The organism is Piscinibacter gummiphilus (assembly GCF_002116905.1).
GTDB classification, from domain to species: Bacteria; Pseudomonadota; Gammaproteobacteria; order Burkholderiales; family Burkholderiaceae_C; genus Rhizobacter; species Rhizobacter gummiphilus.
Genome location: NZ_CP015118.1, coordinates 4,392,428 through 4,411,113, shown reverse-complemented (window position 1 = coordinate 4,411,113; position 18,686 = coordinate 4,392,428). Strand labels below are relative to the sequence as shown.

Sequence of the window (18,686 nt, the reverse complement as noted above, 5' to 3'; positions counted from 1 at the left end):
CCCGCCAAAGGGCGGGCCGAGGGCGACACTGTAGGACGGATCGGGCCGTTCTGCCTGTGGAAGCCCCGAATAGGCGGCCCTGGCAAAATGCACCCCTGTTCGCTCCTGCTGTTCCCGCCATGCGCATCCTGTCCGTCATCCCCCCGATGACGCAGCTCAACACCCCGTACCCGTCCACCGCCTACCTCACCGGGTTCCTGCGGTCGCGCGGGTTCGACGCCGTGCAGGAAGACCTGGCGCTCGCCCTCGTGCTGGCGCTGTTCTCCCAGGACGGGCTGCGCGCCGTGCGCGAGCACATCCGCGCGATGCCGGAGGAAAAGCGCAGCGCGAACGCCAACGCGTTCGACGACCGCTTCGACCGCTACCTCGCCACCATCGACCCCGTGCTCGCGTTCCTGCAGGGCCGTGACTCGACCCTGGCACACCGCATCTGCGGCCGCGCCTTCCTGCCCGAGGGCTCGCGCTTCGCGTCGCTCGAGGTGTACGTGGACGACGACGGCGGCGACCCCCTCGCGTGGGCCTTCGGCGCCCTGGGCCTGCAGGACCGCGCCCGCCACCTCGCCACGCTGTACCTCAACGACCTGGCCGACGTGCTGCGCGACGCGGTGGACCCGCGCTTCGAGTTCGTGCGCTACGCCGAGTCGCTGGCACAGAGCCAGCCCACGTTCGACCCGCTCGCCGAAGCGCTGGCCGCGCCGCTGAACCTCGTCGACCGCACGTTGCACGACCTCACGCTCGACGCGGTGCGCCGCCACCAGCCGCGGCTGGTGCTGGTGTCCGTGCCGTTCCCGGGCGCCGTGTACGCGGCCTTCCGCATCGCCCAGGCCATCAAGGCGGTCGACCCGACCATCGTCACGGCGCTCGGCGGCGGCTTCGTCAACACCGAGCTGCGCGAGCTGTCGGACCCGCGCGTGTTCGACCACTTCGACTTCGTCACGCTCGACGCGGGCGAGCGCCCGCTGCTCGCGCTGCTGGACCACCTCGCCGGCAAACGCTCCGCGCAGCGCCTCGTGCGCACCTTCCACCGGCCTGCCGGCCAGGACGCGGTGAAGTTCTCCGACATGGGCGAACCCGACGTGGCCTTCGCCGAGGTGGGCACGCCCACGTGGGACGGCCTGCCGCTCGACCGCTACCTGTCGCTGCTGGACATGCTGAACCCGATGCACCGGCTGTGGTCCGACGGGCGATGGAACAAGCTCACCGTCGCCCACGGCTGCTACTGGAAGAAGTGCAGCTTCTGCGATGTCAGCCTCGACTACATCTCGCGCTACGACGGTGCGTCGGCCGAGACGCTCGTCGACCGCATCGAGGCCATCGTTGCCGAGACAGGCCAGACCGGTTTCCACTTCGTCGACGAGGCCGCGCCGCCGAAGGCGCTCAAGGCACTGGCCGCCGAGATCCAGAAGCGCGGCACGTCCATCTCGTGGTGGGGCAACATCCGCTTCGAGAAGACCTTCAGCCCCGAGCTGTGCCTGCAGCTCGCCGACAGCGGCTGCATCGCGATCTCGGGCGGGCTCGAGGTGGCGTCCGACCGGCTGCTGAACCTGATGAAGAAGGGCGTGTCGGTGGAACAGGTGGCGCGGGTCACGCGCGCGTTCTCGGACGCCGGCATCCTCGTGCACGCGTACCTGATGTACGGCTTCCCCACCCAGACCGTGCAGGACACCGTGGACGCGCTGGAGTACGTGCGCCAGCTCTTCGAGAACGGCTGCATCCAGAGCGGCTTCTTCCACCGCTTCGCGTGCACCGTGCATTCACCGGTGGGGCAAGACCCGGCCGCGTATGGCGTGACGCTGGAGCCGCTGCCGCCGGTGTCGTTCGCGAAGAACGACGTGGGCTTCCACGATCCGACCGGCGTCGACCACGACCAGCTGGGTTTTGCGCTGAAGAAGGCGCTCTACAACTACATGCACGGCATCGGGCTCGAAGAGGACGTGCGGTCGTGGTTCACGCAGCATGTGCCGAAGACCACGGTGAATCGGCATCGGATTGCGCGGGCGCTCGCGACGCGGGGCTGAATGCGGGGGAAGGGCGGTCAACGACGCACCGTCCCATGGGGCGGGTTTGGGCAACCGCTTCTGCAGCAGCCCGTGCGGACCTAGAGCAGGTACTCCGACCGAATCAGATCCTGATCCCATGGCGTGACCGTGCAACCGCTTGCCGTGCCAAAGCGGGTGTCCGCATCCGTGGGGTCGTCCACCAGCGTGCCTCGCGCTCGCGCATGCAGCGACATCAGCGTGTGCAGGTCCGGCTTTACCATCTCATGCAGCGCACGCAGCATCAGGGACACACCGGCCAGGTTGCTCTCCACGCTGTTGGCGAAGCGCGGGTGGTCCTGGAGTCCGATGTCGGCCCACAGGACCTCTCGGCGTTGCAGGTCCAGTGCCAGTGGCAGGCTGATCCGGGTGTCGGACGCCAGGTCGACGCGGTCCACCACGGTCTTCGCCTCGAAAGGCTCCCCCGAGTTCAGATCCGTGCGCGACATCCAACCCGCGAAACACTCGGGCAGGTCGCAGTAGGCTTGACCCGAGTAGCTGTTGACGCACATCAGCACGAAACGAACGCCACGGGCGCGCAGCATCTGCACGTTCAGGTCGATGAACTCCGCCGCGCCCTGAGGGGCGTCGACGATGTCCCCGCTGTGGTGGGCGCCCCAACCTCGCAGGTTGTAGAAGGCGATGGTGTCGATGTAGCGATGGTCGTCGCCGTACAGCACCACCGACAAGTCGATGTCCACTCGCGAGCGTCCGTTCATCCACCACAGGAACAGGCGCACGAAACCGCCCTCAGGCATCGGGATGCGACTGCCCCTTGCAAGGGTGCGCAGTGCCTTGCTGGCCGCGCGTTGCGCCAGCGGCACCACGTGATGGGCCAGAGCCGGATCCACATGGCAGCGGCCCAGCGAGGGCAATGCCGCGAAGCGGGCCAGCAACGCCTGCTCGCAGCCGTGAACCACCTGCCGCGCGGTGTGCGCATCCACCGGCTCGCGCGCATCCCGCTGCGCGAAGACCTTGGCCACGTCCCCTTTCGGGAAGAACACACGCAACCGCGCCTGGCCGTCACGGGCCTTGAAATGCGCCAGAACCTGCAGCAGCACCGCCGTCGACACGCGCGATGCCAACGCGGCGAAGCGCGCCACCAGGACCGCCGGCTCGTCGCACTTGCGCAGCAGCGCATCCAGGCGGCGGGCGTACTCGCCAGGACGGGCTTCCAGTGCCAGAGCCGCCGCCATCACGTCACCGCTCGCCAGCGCCCGTTCGACGCGCCCGTTGAAGGTGTCGAAGGGCAGAGCGTCGCGGATGACCGAGAAGGCTTCTGCCGTCTTCGGAAAGCGCCCGGCATGCTCGCCCGGATGCAGCCGCTCGCCCAGCCGCTTGAACGCTTCCGACCGGCGGCGCAAGTCTTCTGTCAGCGCAGGAGAGCCCTCGAGCAGGCCCAGCAGCACGCGGCGCTGACGACGCGTGAATCGGGTGAATCGCGTGGGCGCGGCCAGCGACACATCGCCGCCCGACAGACCTGCGGCCAGCCGCAACACATCGGTCGCCGTGCGGCAGTGTTCGTCGAGCAGGCGTTGGGTGCGCTCATCCTCGCCCGCATGCAGCATCAGCTGGGCCGCGACGAGCGCGAGGTTTTCCTTGAACGGGAACTTGGCCGGCAGCAGGCGGAACACATCGGCCTGGTACTGCCGCATGAACCAGGACAAGTCCGCCCGATCCTGCTCGGAGAGCGATGCGGCCGCCCCCGCCAGCCGGGTGCAGATGGCCTCGAAGTCCTCGAGGGAGCCCAGCTCCACGACTCGGGGGGACCTGTTGTTCAGCAGCGGGGGGCGTTCATCACCTTCGGACGGAATGCGGCGCAAGCTCACATAGTGGCTCACCGCGTTCAGGTACAGCTGCGCATCCGACAGCGCCATCACCTGGGCCGGAAAGCCGGCATGAAGCGGGACGTGCTGGCGGTGCGCTCCCACAAGCTTTCGCATCTCGCGCGTGGCGTCCCGCAACAGCCGGGCCGCGTCCTCGGGGGACCAGGTGGAAAGTCTCGACACGAGATCATCGGCCAGCACGAAACCCAGCGCCTCCAGTTCCTGCATCATCCCCGCCATCCGCTGCGGCGTGACACAGGCCGTCCCGGGCTGGACATGCAATCGCAGGCGACGACGCAGATAGAGCTCGTTCATTCACTCTCCCCAGAAACAAGATCGCCTGCCGAAGGCAGGCGATGAGCGGAAAGCGGGAGCCCTAGGTTCAGAGGTTTGAGAAGGAAGGACCCCCATAGCCGCGCGGATGATCTTAGCGCAACCGCATCGGGTCCACTGGGCTCGGCGAGGCCGACGCCTGTCGCTGTTCCTCTCGATCACGCTGTCGAGGTCACATATGAAATCTGAACCGCAACTCCAGACCTCACCCTGAGCGCCCGCTCAAGAAGGCTCTCTACAACCAAATGCAAGGCATCGGGCTGGAGGAGGACGTGCGGTCGTGGTTCACGCAGCATGCGCCGAAGACGACGGAGAATCGGCATCGGATTGGGAGGGCGTTGGCGACGCGGGGCGTACCGCCGGGGGAGGGCGTGTGACGGCCCTCAAACGAAAAGTGCGTTGGCGTCGAACGCCTCTCCGAGAGGTTCGATCGCGAGCAGGTCGTCGACAAGATGACAACGGAACACGTGACGCTGGGCGGCGATGCGCGCACGCGAGCCCAGGCGATAGTAGGGCGAGTCTCCCTCGATCTCGAAATCGATGACGACGGACTCGATGGCGTGTTCGCGTTGAAGGCGGCGGAGTTGCGCCTCGAGCTTTGCCCGTTCCCCAGCCCCTTGCTCGTCCTGATACTCGCTGTCGAAGTATGCGATCAACGCACCTTCGATGAGTTGCCCCTCCGGCTGGGCGGGAACTTCATTGGTCATGGCGTTGGCGACGAGAAAGTTGAGGCCGCTCGCCGGGTGGGCTGCGCTGGTCATCACCTTGAACACGGCGACATAGAGGAAGAAGTCGTTGTCGTCGCTGCCGACGCCATAGACCATGTCCCCATAACCCCGATGCTCGCGGCCAAGGGGCCTGGTGTGAGGGTTCTTCGTGAGTCCGACGTAGTGGATGTCGGTGGAAAGCCCGATGTCCTCAAGGGCGCACACCTGCAGGAAGTCATGGATCGACGTGGAGATCCATTGCTTTCCGTCCTGGGAAACGCTGAGGAGCTTGTCCGTCGCCCGCACCCGGCAGGTTGCTGGATCACGGATCCCGAGCGGAGTGAGGTCGCACGGCACGCGCCGACGCCGTCCCTCCGCGCCGACGAGGACGTTCACCGAGACGTGGCGGCGAAAGAACCCTCGGTTCAGGGGCTTCCGGGCATTCAGCCGGACCTTCTTCCGCGAGCCGTACAGGTAGATGAACCTCTTTTCCAGAGACTCCTCGACTCGCCGTTTCAATTCCTGGAAATGTCCCTTGATGGGCTCCGGAACGCCGGGCCCCTGCGGCGGATTCACGACCAGATCGAACCAGAAGCAATCGCACTGCAGCGGCGACACGTACCAGCGCTTGGATGCCTTGGCGTAGGCCTCCTGGGAAGCCATGAAGCTGAACGATCCCCTGTGCATCTCTGTCGCTCCTTGAGTCGGTGATCCGAAGGTCGCATGCGAGACCTCGGCCTGGGCTGCATGGTGAGCTTGGCATCTTGCCGCACCAGAGGCTCATGCGGTGAGCCACAAAGACCATTTCTTTCCGGGGGCGAAACGCTCGGACGTTGTAGCGGACGATCCGGGGTCATCGGCCACTTCAACGATTCCGGTCGCGGAGGCGGCCTTGGGGGGGGAAGGTCTGAATCTGAACTCGACACTCCAGGCTGACCCAGAGCGTCTACAGGCTGCCCCGGGAAGCGACTTTCATCAAGCGTGCGGCCCTTCGCTCTCATGGCACGCCACGCACAGCTTGTTGCCTTCCGTGTCCCGGAAGTAGGCACCGTAGTAGTTCGGGTGGTACTCCGGCCGCAAGCCGGGCAGACCTTCGGAGGTGCCTCCATGGTCGACTGCATAGGTGTGGGCCGCGGCGACGTCGGCCCGTTCCCTGGCCAGGAACGCGACCATCTGGCCGTTGCCCGGATCGTGCGGTTCGCCGTTGTAGGGCTTGCAGATGACGAAGAACGGGCGGGAAGCGCCCACGGAGTGCCAGCCAGCCCACGGCCGATCCGGTTCACTGAAGCGAAGCTCGTTGCCCAGCAGGGACATCAGCCCGGTGTAGAACTTCAGTGCCCGGTCGAAGTCCTGGACGCTCACGAAGATGTGGGACAGCACGGAGACGCTCCTCGTTTCTGCTTCGGAGCGCACATTGTCGGGATGAGGTGGCCTGTCTCGCAAGCGCGGGCCGGGCAGTGGAAGCCGGGGCGATCAAGTCGCACGGCTTCGTTCGATCGACGGCGTCGCTGCGGCCGGCCCGACGGCGGGACGCATTGCGCCTGAAGACCCTTCCGGTCAACCGGCGGTTGCGGCGGTCGCTCCGTTGCGACAAAGGTTCTGCTCCAAGATGACGTCATCCAGGAGCCAGACCATGCCGTTCTTGCAACACCTTCCACACCGTGCCCTTCCCCTTCTTTGCGCTGCTGCGTTGATCGGCTGCGCTGGCAAGCAGCATCAGGCGCCGGCGGAGGACGCGCCCGACGCCGCCACCGCGGTGTTCAAGGGGTCGTCTACCATGGGCCCGGCCTTGTACGCACTGCAGTTCAACGCCAAGGGTTGTGTCCAAGGGCGCACCGAGGTGCCGAGGGCTGGCTCGTCCCGCCCGATGCGCCTGGTGCCCGGCGAGGAGAAGTTCTTCGGCCTGGACACGGCCAGCATGAACAACAGCAGTTGCCGCATCGCCGTCTCCTTCGTTCCTGAGGCCAACGTGCAGTACCAACTGGTCGACTTCAGGTCCTCCGGCGGTTTCGGCAAGCCGGACTTTTGCGCGGTGGACGTCAAGCGCATCGACCCGTCTGGGGCCACGTCGCCGGTGCCTTCGCGCGGCTGGCGCATCGTTCAGGCGAGCATGGCGTGCCATCGGGCCGTGCCATGAACCTCGCGCTCGTCGCGGCGATTCCCGCTCGCCGTGAGCAGGTCAGGCGTAGGTGTTGACGTTCCGCCCGAGATTGCCTTCCGTGGCCAGCGCGGGCTGCTGCGGCAACGCGGCGATCAGCGCCGCGGCACCGGCGGCCTGCGTGTCGAGGGCCTTGCGGAGCACCATCACGCCCGCGGCTTCGCCGACGCTGCCAGGCGTGCTGTTGGAGGCGCTGTTGACCGCGGCGCCGACGCTGGGGGAGTTGGTGATGACCATGCCGTTCTTATCGGCACTTCCCGTGCGAGGCTGAGGCCGGGCCTGCGCGACGCCAAGGTGCTCAGCGTCTCGCGACCACGAGAAACAGTTTGCCCATGAAAAACTCCCTGGGCAGAGCGAACGCCTTGTTGCGCAGCGCGGTGGTCATGGCCTCGTCGGCCTGGCCGTCGACGGTCAGGACGACGGCGAGGTGTTCAGGTTGAAGCGGATCCTCGAAACGAACAACCCGGCCGAGGCCGGGTTGTTCGTTCGTTCAGCGCGAGCCGATCAGAAGGTCTCCCAATCGTCCGTCCCCGTGCTGGACGCGGCGGCGGTGGGAATGGTCTTCGACGCGGTCGGCGCGGCAGCGGGCAGGGCCTTCGGTTCGGTCTTCGCGAAGTCCGGGCGCACGACGTTCTTGGCGCGGTTCGGGCTGCGGCGTTCCACCTTGGGGGTTTCGGCCTTCGGAGCCTCGACGACCGGCTTCGGCGCCAGCACCGGCTCCACCTTGGCCGTCACCACCGGGGCCGGATCGGCCTTGGGCGTGGACGGCACGAAGGTGCTGCTGCCGTGCTCGAGCTTGAAGACCGACACGGCCTCCAGCAGCGCGCGGGCCTGCACCTTGAGGCTTTCGGCGGCGGCCGCCGATTCCTCGACGAGCGCAGCGTTCTGCTGCGTGGCCTGGTCCATCTGGGTGACGGCTTCGCCGACCTGCGCGACCCCGCTGCTCTGCTCGGTGCTGGCCGCGCTGATCTCGCCCATGATGTCGGTCACGCGGCGGATGGCGCCCACCACCTCCTGCATCGTGGTGCCGGCCTGGTCCACGAGCGTGGTGCCTTGCTCGACGCGTTCGACGCTGTCGCTGATGAGGGTCTTGATCTCTTTCGCCGCTTCGGCGCTGCGCTGCGCGAGCGAACGCACTTCACCGGCCACCACCGCGAAACCGCGGCCCTGTTCGCCGGCACGGGCGGCTTCCACCGCGGCGTTGAGCGCCAGGATGTTCGTCTGGAAGGCGATGCCGTCGATGACGCTGATGATGTCGACGATCTTCTTCGAGCTGTCGTTGATGCCCTTCATCGTGTCGACGACGCGGCTCACGACTTCACCGCCCTGGACGGCCACGGTGGACGCGCCCATCGCGAGCTGGTTGGCCTGGCGTGCGTTGTCGGCGTTCTGCTTGACGGTGCTCGACAGTTCTTCCATCGAGGCGGCGGTCTCTTCGAGGGCGCTGGCCTGCTGTTCGGTGCGGGCGCTCAGGTCGTTGTTGCCCGAGGCGATCTGGGCGCTGGCCGTGGCCACGCCGTCGGCGTTCTGGCGCACACCGCCCACGATGCGGGCGAGCTGGTCCTTCATGCCGCCCAGCGTCTGCAGCAGCACGGCGGTTTCGTCCTTGCCGGTGGTGTGCAGGTCGACGGTGAGGTCGCCGGCGGCGATGCGTTCGGCGGCCTGGACGGCGCGGGCGACCGGGCGGGTGATCAGGCGGGTGATCCAGACGGCCATGCCGATGGCGATGGCGATGGCGGCGGCGACGAAGCCCATGACCCAGAGACGGGCCGCCTGGTACGTGGCCTCGGCCTGTTTGCCGGCGAGGTCGGCGCCTTCGACGTTCGCGTCGGTGAGCTTGCCCACGTTGGTCAGCATGTTGCGGAACGACACCAGCGATTCACCCTGCAGCCACGCGCGGGCCACGGGGAACAGCGCTTCGCCCCCGGCGGCCAGCTCGGCCAGCTTGCGATGCGAGGCGTCGAAGCTCACGCGATCGTTCTTCAGGTCGTTGAAGGCTTCGCGTTCCGCGTCCGACGAGATCTGGGCTTCGAACTTCGTGAAGGCCTCGTCCAGCCGCTTGGTGGCCTTCTCGAAGTTGGCCTGTGCCGCCTCCGACTGCTTCGCATCGACGGCCAGCACCATGTCGACTTCGGCCGAGCGGACCATGTTCACGGAAGCCCGCACCTCGGTGGCGGCGATGACGCCGGGCAGCCAGTTCTCGGTGATTTCGCCGTTGTTGTCGTTCAGGCGCGCCAGCTGGAGCAGCGCGAACCCACCCACCGCGGTGGTCAGCAGGACGACGGCGAAGAACGCGGTGCCGAGTTTGGCGCCCAGCTTGAAGTCGGAGAATTTCATGGACGAGGGTTCCTGGAAGGGGCTCGGTCGGACACGGAAAGGCGCGCACGGGCGGCGCGCGACTGAATGGACTCGATGACGGTTCTTTACGGCCTGTCCGGACGGGACTTGAGGGGTAAACCCGGGTGGATTTGGCACTTCACCGGTCAAGACCCCTGCACAAGACCGCCGGTCAGACGTTGCTCGTGGCCCGCACTTCGCTCAGGCTGGTGATGCCCTGGAGCACCTTCTCGATGCCGTCCTGGCGAAGCGTGCGCATGCCCTCGGTCATCGCCGTGTGCAGCAGCTGCTCGGCGCGCGAAGTGGTCTGGATCATGCGGCGCAGCTCGCGCGACACCATCATCAGCTCGTGCAGCCCGGCGCGTCCCTTCTGGCCCGTGTTGCCGCAGTGTTCGCAGCCGGGGCTGTGGAACATCATCAGGCGGCCCTCGCGGCCGAACCGCTCGGTCCAGCTGCGCCGCACGGTGTCGCGGTCGAAGTCGGGGTGGCCGTGCGGGGCGACGTGCAGGTAGTCGTCGAGCAGCTCGTTGACCTCGTCCTCGGTGGCGGGGCGGGAGGTGCGGCAGTGGTTGCACAGGCGGCGCACGAGGCGCTGCGCGAGCACGCCCAGCAGCGAGTCGGCGAAGTTGAACGGGTCGAGTCCCATGTCGATCAGGCGCGTGACCGTCTCGGGGGCGCTGTTGGTGTGCAGCGTGGAGAGCACGAGGTGGCCCGTGAGCGAGGCCTCGATGCCCATCTGGGCCGTTTCCTCGTCGCGCATCTCGCCGACCATGATGACGTCCGGGTCCGCGCGCAGGAAGGCGCGCAGCGCCTTCGCGAAGGTCCAGTCGATCTTCGGGTTCACCTGCACCTGGCGCAGGCCGGGCTGGGTGATTTCCACCGGGTCCTCGGCCGTCCAGATCTTGCGCTCGGGCACGTTGATGTGGCTCAGCGCCGAGTGCAGCGTGGTGGTCTTGCCGGAGCCGGTGGGGCCCACGCACAGCACGAGGCCGTACGGGCGTTCCATCGCCTCCTTCAGGTGCTTGAGGTTGTACGGGTTCAGCCCCAGGTTGTCGAGCGGGATGGGCTTGGCGGACGCCAGGATGCGCATCACCACGTCTTCCAGGCCGCTGTTGGTGGGGATGGTGGCGACGCGCAGCTCGATCTTGTGCTGCGGCGAGAACTTCGCGAAGTTGATCTTGCCGTCCTGCGGCTTGCGGCGCTCGGAGATGTCGAGGTCGCACATGATCTTGATGCGCGCGATCACCGCGTTGCGGTAGTTCGGCGGCAGCTCGAGGTGCGTGCGCAGCAGGCCGTCCTTGCGGAAGCGGATCTTGATCTTGTCGCGGCCGGGGTAGCTCTCGACGTGGATGTCGGACACCCCCTCGGCGTGGGCCTCGATGATCATGTTGTTGATCAGGCGCACGAGCGAGTTGTCGCTCTGCTCGATCTGGCGGTCGTCCTCGGGCGCGAGCGCGTCCAGGCCTTCCTTCTCGAGCGTCTCCATCAGCTTGCCGGTGTCGTGCACCTCGAACGGGATGGGGTCGGCCATCACGTTGAGCGACAGGCGGGCGCCGGCGGCGCCGAACTTCTCGTACGTGCTGGCGAGCACGGCCTCCATGCTCAGGCACTGCGCGAGCACCGGCACGGTTTTCATCTGGGTGATGAACTCGACCTCGTCCACCGTGGCGCGGCGGCGCACGGGGTCGTCGAGGGCGACGACCAGGCGGCCGTCGCGGATCATCAGCGGCATCACCTGCACCCGCGCCGCGACGGCATAGGGCAGCTTGCGCACGGCCTCTTCCTCGAACGGGAACTGGTCGAGGTTGACGAGCGGGTAGCCCATCTTGCTCGCGAGGGCGCTCTGCAGGTCCTCGCGGGAGACGATGCCCATGCGCACCAGCAGCTCGCCGAGCGGCACGTTGCGGTCCTGCTTCTGCTGGGCGAGGGCGTCCTGCAGCTGCTCGTCGGTGACCATGCCGAGCGAGGTGAGCGCCTCGCCGATGCGCACCATCGGCATGCTGGCCTGTTTCTCGATGGCGGACAGCAGCTGTTCGGCGGTGACGACCTGGCGCATCACGAGGATGTCGCCGAGCTTCTGGCTGCGCAGCTGCTGCTGCATGTCGGCGGCCTGCTCGACCTGCTGCGGCGTGACCATGTTCTTCGCGACGAGCAGCTCGCCGATGCGCGGGCCCACGTCGAACCCGGCGTAGCCGTTGCGGGGCACGAAGAGGCGCTGCACGCTGCCGTCGTCGCCGATGGGCGGGAACAGGAACAGGCCGTGGGCGTTCTCGACGTGGCCGATGGTCTCGCCTTCCATCGTGCCGCCACCGGGCAGCGTGATGCGGTAGGTGCTGCGCGGGCGCTGGTCGAGCAGCGGGGCGTGGCGGTCTGCGCCGGCATCGAGCGGGGACAGCGCGTCGAGCACGCGCAGCGAACGGAACTGGCTGAAGCGCAGCGGCATCGTCGTGCGGGCCGGGGGCACCTGCACGTGGGCGACGAAGTCGTCGGGCACGAAGAAGATGAGGCGGCCGTTGACCTTCTTGCCGTTGACGCCCACGAACTCGCACCGCTGCGCCTGGCTTTGCTCCAGGGCATCGGGGTAGGTGGCGAACGGCGGGGTGGGCCAGCGGAACGCGACGTGCTGCGCCTTCTCGGCGGGGGCCGGCGCGGGGCGGAAGATCGGCGTGTCGCCGTCGAAATCGAGGTTCACGAAATCGGAAAGATCGGACACGGTGCGGTCGTCCTCAAGAGCAGGCCGGACGCACGCCGGCGGTGTGCGGACCAGACTGCGCCCGCGCCTTCGATGGTAGGGACGCAGGGGGCGGCCGAACCCCGGAAATGGCCGGTCTAACGTGCACAATTCAGTGGTGACCCGCACCCGCCGCCCTCCGAAGATCCTGCTGACCGGCTTCGAGCCGTTCGGCGGCGACACCGTCAACCCGTCCCTCGAGGTGGTGCAGGCGCTCGACGGCGAACACGTGGGCGGGGCCGCCGTGGTGGGCCTCGGCCTGCCGTGTGTGTACGCCGACGCGGTGGCGGGCCTGGACCGCGCGCTCGAGGCGCTGTCGCCCGTGCTCGTGATCTGCCTCGGCCAGGCGGCCGGGGCGCCCGGCCTGCGGCTGGAGCGGGTGGCGGTCAACCTCAGCGACACCGTCCAGCCCGACAACGCCGGCGCCGTGCTGCGCGACACCCCGGTGGTGGCCGGCGGGCCCGCCGCCTACTTCTCGACGCTGCCGCTCACCCGCATGCTGGAGGCGCTGCGCGCGCACGGGCACGTGGCGGAGCTGTCGGGCAGCGCGGGGGCCTACGTCTGCAACCACGTCTTCTACACGCTGCAGCACCGCCTCGTGGGCCGTGCGTTGCCGGCGGGGTTCATCCACCTGCCGCTGCTGCCGCGGCAGGCCGCGGGGCGCGCCGGCGTGCCCGGCATGGCGCTCGAATCGCAGGTGGCCGCGGTGCGGCTCGCGATCGAGGCGGCGATGCCGGCGTGAACTGCGTCACGCCCCCCTCGTCCAGGGGTCGAGCGGAAGAGGGGGGCCGCAAGGGTGCGACACTCCGTGCCAGCACACCTGTCTCTTCGTTGCCTTCATGAAGCATCTTGTCCTGCTGGGAGGTGGTCCGGCGCACCTTCGGGTGCTCCATGACCTGGCCACGTCCCCGCTGCCCGGCACGCGCGTCACCCTGGTCGCGCCGCATGGCCGCCATGTGTCGCCGGCCATGGTGGCCGGGTGGATCTCGGGCCGGCATTCCACGGCCGAATGCTGTGTCGCGCTCGCGCCGCTGGCGGCGCGGGCGGGGGTGGCGCTGGTCGAGAACGATGCGCTCGCGGTCGATGCCGGCCGACGGCAGATCTCGCTGGCCAACGGCCACACGGTGGCGTACGACGCGCTGAGCATCGACGTGCCCGCCGCACCGGACCGGGACCGCATCGCCGGCGCCCGCGAGAACGCGTTGTTCCACCGGCCCTTCGACCACTTCCTGCGGCTCTGGGGCGCGCTGGTCGCCCTGGCGTCGGAACAGGCGCTGAGCGTGGTGGTGGTGGGGGCCGAGGCACCCGCCATCGAGCTGGCCCTCGCGGTGCACCTGCGGCTGGGCAAGCGGGCGCGCGTGGCGCTGGTGACCGGCCATGGCGCGCCGGTGCCCCATGCCCCCGTGGTGTTCCAGCACCGCGTGCGCCAGCTGCTCAAGCGGGGCGGCGTCACGCTGTTCGAGGACCGCTGCGATGCGCTCTTCGGCAACCAGATGCTGCTGGGCCAGGGCCTGCGCCTCGCGTGCGACGCGCCGCTGGTGGCACTGGATGCCGGCCCGCCGCGCTGGGCCCCCGACAGCGGGCTGCAGCTCGGCCAGAAGGGTTTCATCCTCGTGGGCGACACGCTGCAGAGCCCCTCGCACCCCGAGGTGTTCGCGAGCGGCGAGATCGCGGTGCGGGCCGACGGCTGGCGGCCGCCCGCCGGGCTGCAGCTGCGGGGCGAGGAGCCGCTGTCGCTGAACCTTCGGCGTTTCCTCGCCGGCGGGGAACTGGTGAAGCGCCACCGCCGCTCCGGCCGGCTGCACCTGATCGACCTGGGCGAGGGGCGTGCCGTGGCCAGCGTGGGGGGGCTGTCGGTCACCGGGCGCTGGGTGGGCTGGCTGAAGGAGCGGGCCGACCGCGAGCGCCTCGCGGCGCTGCGGGCCCCGGGCGCGCCGCTGGAGGCGGCGGAGCCCGAGGAGCCGTTCCTGCCCACGGGGCACCCGGTGGACGAGCTGGAGGCCCAGGCGCGGCCCGAGTAGGCCGGACGCTGCGGGTTTTTTTCGCGCCCGGTGCATCCACGGCATCCGGCCGGGGCTAGTAGGGGAGTGAGCTTCGGCCACAACCCCTCAACTGCCCCAGGAGCCGCTCCATGAAGTCCATCCTCACCGCCCTGTCCGCCGCACTGCTGCTCGCCGCCTGCGCGGCCACGCCCACGGGCGCCCCGATGTTCAGCCAGGACGGCCTGCCCGACGCCGTCAAGGTGCCGGCGGGCCACCGGGTCGCGCTCGAAACCGTGGGCGTGGGCGAGATCACCTACGAGTGCCGGACCAAGGCCAACGCGGCGGGCGCGTTCGAATGGGTGTTCGTCGGCCCGAAGGCCGACCTGAAGAGCCGGAGCGGCAACAAGCTCGGGACCTACTTCGGCCCGCCCGCGACGTGGGCCGCGAACGACGGCTCGGCCGTCACCGGGACCCAGGTCGCAGTCGCCCCCGCCGCCGCCGGGAACATCCCGCTGCAGCTGGTCAAGGCCAACCCGGCCACCGGCATGGGCGCGATGAGCAGCGTCGCCTACATCCAGCGCGTGGCCACCCGGGGCGGCGTCGCGCCCTCGGCGGTGTGCGACGGCACGGGCGTGGGACGCAAGGAAATCGTGACGTACCAGGCCGACTACATCTTCTGGAAGGCGGCTTGACGGGCGGCGCGGCTGCTACAGTCACCGGCACCTCCAGTGCCGGTGACCGCATGCCTTCGCACGATGCCCCCTTCGACTACGAATCCGCCGTGATGGCCTGCGCCCGCGGTGAGCGCCATGCGCTGCGATCGCTGTACGAGCGGGAGTCGCGCTGGCTGCTCGGCGTGGCGCTGCGCATCGTCCGCGACCCCCAGCAGGCCGAGGACGTGGTTCACGACGGGTTCGTGCAGGCCTGGCAGCATGCGGGCACCTTCGACCCCGCGCTCGGGTCCGCGCGTGGATGGCTCTACACCATCGTGCGCCACCGCGCGCTGAAGGCCGTGCGCCATCCGGGCCGGGTGATTTCACTCGCGCCCGACGAACTGGCGCGCTGGTCCGACGCGGTCCAGGGGGACGCCGAGGTGGAAGACCGGGGCCTCGACGCCGGCAGCCTCGAGCGTTGCCTCGATCGCCTGGAGGCGCCGCGCCGCGCGTGTGTCGTGCATGCGTTCGTCGATGGTTTCACCCATGAGCAGATCGCCGAACGCCTGGCCACGCCGCTCGGCACGGTGAAGTCGTGGATCCGGCGCAGCCTCGCGTCGCTGAAGGAGTGCCTGGCGTGATCGAACTCGACGACGCCGAGGGACGCGACGGGGCGGCCGGGGAGTACGTGCTGGGCACGCTCGGCGCGGAGGACCATGCCGCGTTCGAGGCGGTGCTGGGCCGCGACGCGGACCTGCGCGCCCGGGTCGGCGCCTGGCAGGACCGGCTGCTGCCGCTCACGGGCAGGGTGTCCCCGGTGGGGCCGTCGCCCGCGCTGTGGCGGCGGATCGAGGTGTCCGTCGGCGCCGTGTCCCGGACACCTCGGCGCCAGCCGGCATCGCCCCCCTGGTGGAACCGGCTCCGGCTGTGGCAGGGCCTGGGTGCGGCCGGCCTGGCCGCATCGTTGCTGATGGGCGCGCTGCTGCTGAGGCAGGCCGTTCCAGAACCGGCGGGCGCCCGCTACCTCGCGGTGCTGCAAAGCCCCGACCAGCGGTCCACCGGCTGGGTCGTCGAGTTGCAGGCCGGCCGCACGCTGAGGCTGGTGCCGGTGGGCGACGTGGGCAGTGTCCCCGCGGGCCGGGCCTGGCAGTTCTGGACGAAGCCGGAAGGGGCGGCGGGCCCGACCTCGCTCGGCCTCGTGCGGGCCGGGCAGACACTCGAGTTGCCGGTGCAGCGGCTCCCCGCCGTCGGGGCGCGCCAGCTGTTCGAGATCACGCTGGAACCCGAGGCGGGGTCGCCCACCGGGCGGCCCACCGGACCGATCCTGTACGTGGGCCGCACGGTGGCCCTTTGATCGTCCGCCCTACTTGTTGGGGCGGAAGGTGAGGATCATGGGCGAGATCACGCGCCCGTCGATGTCGCGCGGCAGCTTCTGCGTCTTGTCGACTGCGCGCAGCACCGCGTCGTCCCATTCCTTCACGCCGCTGCTCTTGACGAGGCGGCTGCCGGTGATGGTGCCGTCCGGACCCTGGCGCACCTCGACCTCGGCCGTGGGGTTGCCGTTGAGTTCGGACGTGAACGTGATGTTGGGCTCGATGGCGCCCCGGATGCGGCCGGCGTAGGTGGAGGAGGGCCCCGACGTCACCGCGCCCTGACCGGTGGGTGAACCATTGGCGGCGCCACCGGCCTGCTTGATGATGCGATCGAGCTGCTCCTGGCGCTGCTTGTCGAGCTGGGCCTGCTGGCGGGCGGCGTCCTGCTTCTTCTTCTCGGCGAGCTTCTTCTCTTCGGCCTTCTTGTCCTCGGCCTCGCGCTTCTGCTTCTCGAGCTTTTCCTTGCGTTCCTGTTCCTGCTGCTCGCGGAGCTTTTCCTCCTTCTCCTTCTGCAGCTTCTCCTTGCGCGCCTTTTCCTTCTCGATCGCGATCTGCGGATCGGGGGCGGGCTTCGGGGGCGGCGGAGCTTCGACCGGCTTCTGCACCGGCTCGGGCCGGGGTTCGGGCTTCGGCGGTTCCGGGGCCGGCTCAGGCTCGACCGGGGGCGCGCCGCGCGCGGCGATCTGCGGCACGGCCGACCACAGCTCGGCCTCGACCCCGGCGGGGTCGCTCGAGCTCCAGTTGACGCTGAAGGTGATCGCGATGACGAGCAGCACGTGGGCCGCGATGGCCAGCATCAGGCCCTTGCCCATGCCGGCGGGCTGGCGGGGCAGCAGGTCGTCGCGGTTCAGGACGGGGTGCTGCATGTCCTGCATCGGCTGGTGGCGGGACTCAAACACCGGTGGTCTTCACGGCGAGGCCGACGCGTTGCACACCGGCGCGCTGCAGCGCATCCATGGTCTTGACCACGAGTTCGTACTTGACGGAGCGGTCGGCGGAGATCACCACCGGCGTGTTGTCGTCGCCGCCCTGCAGCGACACCACGCGCTGGCGTAGGTTGCTCATCGTGGCGGTGCCGTTCTCCTTGTTGTCGAGGCGCAGCTTCATGGTCTCGTCCTTCGCGATCACGACCTCGATCACGTGCTGCGGCTGCTGCTTGCTCTTGCCCACGGTGGGCAGGTCGACCACGCCCGGCGTGATGAGCGGGGCGCTGACCATGAAAATGATCAGCAGCACGAGCATCACGTCGATGAACGGGACCATGTTCATCTCGGCGATGGTGCGGCGGCGCGAGCCGCGTCCGGCGACGGCGGGCATGGTTCAGCGTCCCATCGAGGCCGGCACGGTGGCGGCGGCCGGGGCGGGCTGGCCGGCGTTGCGCTGCAGGATGTTGGAGAACTCCTCGGTGAAGGTGTCCATCTGCATGGCGATGCGGTCGATGTCGCGCGCGAAGCGGTTGTACGCGATCACGGCGGGGATGGCGGCGAACAGGCCGATGGCGGTGGCCACGAGCGCCTCGGCGATGCCGGGGGCCACGGTGGCGAGCGACACCTGCTGGAGGTTCGACAGGCCCACGAAGGCGTGCATGATGCCCCAGACGGTGCCGAAGAGGCCCACGTACGGCGACACCGAACCCACGGTGGCGAGGAACGAGAGGTTGGACTCGACGGTGTCGAGCTCGCGCTGCAGGCTGGCGCGCATGGCGCGGCGGGAACCATCGAGCAGGGCGGACGGGTCGACCACGCGGCGCTCGCGCAGTTTCATGAACTCGCGCATGCCCGACGCGAAGATGCGTTCCATGGGGGCGCCGTTGGTGCGCTGGGCGGCGTCGCTGTAGAGGTCGTTGAGGTTGCGCCCGGTCCAGAAGTCACGCTCGAACTCCTCGTTGGTGCTGCGCACCTTGCGCAGGCCGAAGAGCTTGCCGAAGATCACCGTCCAGCTGGCGAGCGACGTGAGCAGCAGGCCGGCCATCACGAGCTTGACGACGAAGCTCGCGTTCATGATCAGCGAGACGATGGAAAAATCCTGGTTCATTCGGGCGGTGTCCTGGCTCGGGGAATGCGACGGTCAGACGCCGGGGGCGTGGCGCGGGTTCCGTGGAAAAGGTCCGATTATCGCGGTCCCACGGCCAGACCCTCCAGCAACTCGGCGGGAATGCGGCGGGGTTTGAAACTGTCGGTATCGACGCAGCCGATGCGGATCTCGCCTTCGGCCAGGCGCTCGCCGCCGCGCCAGGCCACCTGGGCGATGTCCATCGACGCACGGCCGGCCTCGCGCACCTCGACGGTGACCCGCAGCTGGTCGTCGAGCCGGGCGGGGCGCAGGTAGCGCACGCGGGTGTCGGCCACCACGAACATCACGCGCTGGTTCGCGCGCAGGGTTTCCTGCTCGAAGCCGCGGGCGCGCAGCCACTCGGTGCGGGCGCGTTCGAAGAACTTCAGGTAGTTGGCGTAGAAGACGACGCCGCCGGCGTCGGTGTCTTCCCAGTAGATGCGCAGGGTGTGCGCGAAGGTGGAGTCTGGGGTCATGGGTGCGGTGCGGTCGGCATGA

The 18,686-nt window shown here is 68.9% G+C and carries 17 protein-coding genes; 7 read left to right on the top strand and 10 right to left on the bottom strand.

What is annotated here, in order from left to right; all coding sequences use genetic code 11:
- The first annotated feature begins 119 nt into the window (after positions 1–119).
- The gene (locus tag A4W93_RS19995) at positions 120–2,018 is read left to right on the top strand and encodes a B12-binding domain-containing radical SAM protein (RefSeq protein WP_085752276.1); all 1,899 of its coding nucleotides are present in this window, start codon (positions 120–122) and stop codon (positions 2,016–2,018) included.
- Between the two features lie 80 nt (positions 2,019–2,098).
- Here the strand turns inward: A4W93_RS19995 and A4W93_RS19990 are convergent, their stop codons facing one another.
- The 3 genes from A4W93_RS19990 to A4W93_RS19980 form a co-directional block, all read right to left on the bottom strand.
- Positions 2,099–4,177, bottom strand: a complete 2,079-nt coding sequence (locus A4W93_RS19990) for a TerD family protein (protein WP_085752275.1) — start codon at positions 4,175–4,177, stop codon at positions 2,099–2,101.
- Between the two features lie 401 nt (positions 4,178–4,578).
- Positions 4,579–5,565: a hypothetical protein gene (locus A4W93_RS19985; protein WP_157131709.1), complete on the bottom strand. Its 987-nt coding sequence runs from the start codon at positions 5,563–5,565 to the stop codon at positions 4,579–4,581.
- 312 nt (positions 5,566–5,877) lie between these two features.
- Positions 5,878–6,282 carry a VOC family protein gene (locus tag A4W93_RS19980; RefSeq protein ID WP_085752273.1) on the bottom strand — a complete coding sequence of 135 codons (405 nt, stop codon included), beginning with the start codon at positions 6,280–6,282 and terminating at the stop codon, positions 5,878–5,880.
- Between the two features lie 253 nt (positions 6,283–6,535).
- Here A4W93_RS19980 and A4W93_RS19975 point away from each other — a divergent pair, with 253 nt between their 5' ends.
- The gene (locus tag A4W93_RS19975) at positions 6,536–7,039 is read left to right on the top strand and encodes a hypothetical protein (protein ID WP_085752272.1); all 504 of its coding nucleotides are present in this window, start codon (positions 6,536–6,538) and stop codon (positions 7,037–7,039) included.
- Between the two features lie 42 nt (positions 7,040–7,081).
- On the opposite strand, the gene A4W93_RS19970 is transcribed toward A4W93_RS19975, so the two are convergent.
- From A4W93_RS19970 to A4W93_RS19960, 3 genes are all read right to left on the bottom strand, one after another.
- Entirely contained in the window at positions 7,082–7,297 is a 216-nt protein-coding gene (locus A4W93_RS19970; protein ID WP_085752271.1) for a putative motility protein, read from the bottom strand.
- A 267-nt stretch (positions 7,298–7,564) separates the two neighbouring features.
- Complete coding sequence (locus tag A4W93_RS19965) at positions 7,565–9,397, bottom strand: methyl-accepting chemotaxis protein (protein ID WP_085752270.1); 1,833 nt, start codon at positions 9,395–9,397, stop codon at positions 7,565–7,567.
- A 172-nt stretch (positions 9,398–9,569) separates the two neighbouring features.
- The gene (locus tag A4W93_RS19960; RefSeq protein ID WP_085754253.1) at positions 9,570–11,453 is read right to left on the bottom strand and encodes a GspE/PulE family protein; all 1,884 of its coding nucleotides are present in this window, start codon (positions 11,451–11,453) and stop codon (positions 9,570–9,572) included.
- A gap of 793 nt (positions 11,454–12,246) precedes the next feature.
- Between A4W93_RS19960 and pcp the strand changes: the two genes are divergently transcribed.
- The 5 genes from pcp (at position 12,247) to A4W93_RS19935 (ending at position 16,117) form a co-directional block, all read left to right on the top strand.
- Positions 12,247–12,870, top strand: coding sequence for a pyroglutamyl-peptidase I (gene pcp / locus A4W93_RS19955; RefSeq protein ID WP_174694891.1), 624 nt, complete (start codon positions 12,247–12,249; stop codon positions 12,868–12,870).
- Positions 12,871–12,967: 97 nt separating this feature from the next.
- Positions 12,968–14,149: an NAD(P)/FAD-dependent oxidoreductase gene (locus A4W93_RS19950; RefSeq protein ID WP_085752269.1), complete on the top strand. Its 1,182-nt coding sequence runs from the start codon at positions 12,968–12,970 to the stop codon at positions 14,147–14,149.
- Positions 14,150–14,259: 110 nt separating this feature from the next.
- Positions 14,260–14,802 (top strand): DUF3455 domain-containing protein, encoded by a 543-nt coding sequence (locus A4W93_RS19945; RefSeq protein ID WP_085752268.1) that lies wholly within the window; start codon positions 14,260–14,262, stop codon positions 14,800–14,802.
- Positions 14,803–14,852: 50 nt separating this feature from the next.
- Positions 14,853–15,404, top strand: coding sequence for a sigma-70 family RNA polymerase sigma factor (locus A4W93_RS19940; RefSeq protein WP_085752267.1), 552 nt, complete (start codon positions 14,853–14,855; stop codon positions 15,402–15,404).
- Positions 15,401–16,117 (top strand): anti-sigma factor, encoded by a 717-nt coding sequence (locus A4W93_RS19935; protein WP_237357584.1) that lies wholly within the window; start codon positions 15,401–15,403, stop codon positions 16,115–16,117. The genes A4W93_RS19940 and A4W93_RS19935 overlap by 4 nt, the downstream gene beginning before the upstream one ends.
- A 9-nt stretch (positions 16,118–16,126) precedes the next feature.
- On the opposite strand, the gene A4W93_RS19930 is transcribed toward A4W93_RS19935, so the two are convergent.
- From A4W93_RS19930 to ybgC, 4 genes are all read right to left on the bottom strand, one after another.
- Positions 16,127–17,002, bottom strand: coding sequence for a cell envelope integrity protein TolA (locus A4W93_RS19930; protein WP_085754251.1), 876 nt, complete (start codon positions 17,000–17,002; stop codon positions 16,127–16,129).
- Between the two features lie 25 nt (positions 17,003–17,027).
- Positions 17,028–17,453: an ExbD/TolR family protein gene (locus tag A4W93_RS19925; RefSeq protein WP_085752265.1), complete on the bottom strand. Its 426-nt coding sequence runs from the start codon at positions 17,451–17,453 to the stop codon at positions 17,028–17,030.
- Positions 17,454–17,456: 3 nt separating this feature from the next.
- Positions 17,457–18,170, bottom strand: a complete 714-nt coding sequence (tolQ, locus tag A4W93_RS19920) for a protein TolQ (RefSeq protein WP_085752264.1) — start codon at positions 18,168–18,170, stop codon at positions 17,457–17,459.
- 77 nt (positions 18,171–18,247) lie between these two features.
- Positions 18,248–18,664 (bottom strand): tol-pal system-associated acyl-CoA thioesterase, encoded by a 417-nt coding sequence (gene ybgC, locus A4W93_RS19915; protein ID WP_085752263.1) that lies wholly within the window; start codon positions 18,662–18,664, stop codon positions 18,248–18,250.
- Positions 18,665–18,686 lie beyond the last annotated feature (22 nt).